General features: G+C 72.2%; 2 protein-coding genes. Both read right to left on the bottom strand.

What is annotated here, in order from left to right:
• Window positions 1-1,653: glycosyltransferase family 2 protein (locus K6I33_RS33775; protein WP_229358609.1), on the bottom strand; the 1,653-nt coding region annotated here is incomplete at its 3' end.
• Window positions 1,654-1,952: 299 nt separating this feature from the next.
• Entirely contained in the window at window positions 1,953-2,216 is a 264-nt protein-coding gene (locus K6I33_RS33770; protein WP_004952403.1) for a WhiB family transcriptional regulator, read from the bottom strand.
• Window positions 2,217-2,999: the final 783 nt, after the last annotated feature.

Genomic DNA, 2,999 nt, shown 5'->3' with positions numbered 1-2,999 from the left:
GGCGCGCAGCGGGCGGGAGGCGATGAGGGGGCGGGCGGCGAAGTAGGCGGTGAGCCCGGCCAGCGGGACCGAGCAGACCAGCAGGACGGTGAGGGCGGTGCCGGTGGAGCCGAGGAGGAGCGTCGCCAGGGTCGCGAGGACGGCCAGGTAGGGGGGCGCGTTCTCGGTGCTGCCCACGCCGACCGGGTGCCAGCCGTCGGTGTAGGCGGACCACAGGCCGGAGAGGTGCTCGGGGACGGGCAGGAGGGCGCCGCCGGAGAGCGCGCCGCCGCCGAACAGGTCGCGGCAGGCGAGGGCGGAGACGAGGAGCAGGAGCGTGAAGAGGACGGGCGCGGGCTTGCGGGCCAGCCGCCTGAGCCGGGCGAACTGCTCGATCTCCAGGTAGTCGGCGTCGTCCCCGCCGGGGCCGGACTCGACGGCTCCGCCGTGGCGTCCGGCGGAGGGTGCCGTGTCGTCGGTGCGGGCGCCGATGTCGCTCGCGAGCTGTTCGATCGTGGCGCGGACGGTCGCGCCGGGGGGCGGGAAGAGCGGCCGGAGTTCCGCGGGGGCGATCCGGGGCTCGCCGCGTCGTTTGCGCGCCGCGCGGACGCGCCCGGGGCGCAGGAGGACGCCGGCGAATCCGGCGAGTTCGTCGAGGGCCTGTCCGGGTGCCTTGCCGACGATGTAGCCGAGGACGCGCAGCAGGGTGCCGATGACGAGCCGGAGCATGACGTACGGCAGGAGCGCGCCACGGGTGTTGGCGAGGAGGGTGTAGACGGCGCCGGCCTTGTCGACGCGGTGGGGGTTGGCCGGTTTGCGGCCGGCGCAGTCGACGGGGCGGCGCTCGCGGGAGGCGGCCTCGGCGTGGCGCAGGACGGCGTCGGGGGCGACGAGGACGCGGTGGCCTGCGGCGTGGGCGCGCCAGCACAGGTCGACGTCGTCGCGCATGAGCGGGAGGCGGGGGTCGAAGCCGCCGAGCTCCTGCCAGACGTCGCGGCGCACCAGCATGCCCGCGGTGGAGACGGACAGGACGGACCGGATCTGGTCGTGCTGTCCCTGGTCCTGTTCGCGGCGTTCGAGGCCGGTCCAGCGGCGGCCGCTGCGGGCGATGGAGACGCCGGTCTCGAGGAGCTGGCGGCGGTCGTACCAGCTGCGGAGCTTGGGGCCGATGACGGCCGCGTCCGGTTCGGCCTCGGCGACGCGCAGCAGTTCGTGGAGGGCGGCGGGCTCGGGCGCGCAGTCGTCGTGGAGCAGCCAGAGCCACTGCACGGGTTCGAGGTCGGCGCGGTCGGCGCCGGGGGCGTCCTCGGTCCAGGTGCGGCCGGCGGGGTCCCAGCCGCTGGAGCGCCTGAGGTAGGGCAGGTCGTCGGCGGTCAGGACGGGGGCCGTGCGGACGGCCTCGTCGACGGCGGTGCCGAAGCCGGCGCGCCGGGCCAGGTGGAGGACGTGGTCGGCGCCGAGGGCGTCGGCCAGCAGCCGGCGGGAGTCGTCGGCGCTGCCGGTGTCGGCGGCGACGGCATGCTGGACGGGGCGTTCCTGGCCGAGCAGCCCGGCGAGGGCGTCGGGCAGCCAGCGGGCGCCGTCGTGGGCGACGAGTACGGCGGTGACGACGTGGCGCGGGAACGCGGGTGGCAGGGCCGGGTCGAGCAGCGCGGGGATGGTGGGGTCGAACATGTCAGGTGCGGGCCCCGGTTCAGTGGAGACTGCGATGGACGTGTGAGCGCCGCTCTTGCGGGCGCGGGGCCGGGGAGGGCGTCGGTACGTCTCGGACGGGCCCCCACCCTAGTGGCTGTGAACACAGTGGCTGTGAACACAGCGGTCCGCCTCTCGCTTGCGGGGCGCGAGAGGCGGACCGTGCGGTATGGAGTGTGGTGCGGAGGTGGGTGGAGCGGACGGCTCCGTGGTCCCCTTGCCCGGCCGTGGCACGGCCGGCCTTGAACAGGACATCCCGTCAGGTCATGACGCCGGTCCGGTCAGACCGCGGCCTTCTTGAGGCGGCGGCGCTCGCGCTCGGACAAACCGCCCCAGATGCCAAAGCGTTCGTCATTGGCCAGCGCGTATTCAAGGCACTCGGAACGGACCTCGCAAGCGAGACAGACCTTCTTCGCCTCGCGTGTGGATCCGCCCTTTTCGGGAAAGAAGGACTCGGGGTCGGTCTGAGCGCACAACGCGCGCTCCTGCCAGCCGAGCTCCTCGTCCGCCTCCTCGACCAGCAGTTGCTGGAACAGCTCGGTCATGTGCGCCCCTCGTCTGTCAATGCGTCCCCGTGTGCTGCCGCGTGTCAGGTGGTCAGGTGCGGCAGAACGACACGAGTGAAATTACAAGTGCGCCGATCCGGGGCAGTCAAGCCGGGATCTGCTATTGGGCCCCTTATTCACTCTGCGGAACCAAGGGCGCGCGGAAAGTTGCCAAACCACCTCAAGAGTGGACACATCCACCACTCGCAACAAAAGCCACTTCCGACCCGGACCGGGACAGGGGTCTTCCCGCCTCGAAGAGAAGGACGCGACCTGCGGCGAACCCGTTGCACCCGATCTTGACGACCCCGGTCGCCCGTCCGGTGTCCATACACACCGCCACGCAAACCCTTCACTCCAATCAGTAACCGCACGGGTGAAAGATCCCCCCAAAACGGACACCCGGTTGACAGAGGCGTGGACGAGCCGGTCTCCTTGGTGACATGCCAGCGACCTCCCTCCCCCTGGCCTCCGCCCCGGGGAACCTCAGCCTGACCCGTGCCTACGGGTCCCGCTGTGCTGCGCAGGCGCGCTGTCGCTGTTCCAGCTGTTGACGCGACCGAAGCCGGTATCCGGCTCCCCCAGCTCCAGCTGATCTCCCTCACCTGAGATCACCCTCGCTGCCGTGTCGCAGCCCCGCTTCTCCTTCCTGTCTCTGATCGCTCCTGCCGTGCGTCCGCGCGCTCCCGCGCCGCCGTACCGGCACCCGCGCCGAGGAACCACACCCCATGAACAGCGACGTCCAGATCGCCGGCGACCCGCTCGCCCTCCCCCACCTGATGC

The sequence above is a fragment of the Streptomyces sp. UNOB3_S3 genome (assembly GCF_020740895.1).
In the GTDB taxonomy this organism is placed as follows: domain Bacteria; phylum Actinomycetota; class Actinomycetes; order Streptomycetales; family Streptomycetaceae; genus Streptomyces.
This window is presented reverse-complemented; position numbering and strand designations above follow the sequence as displayed.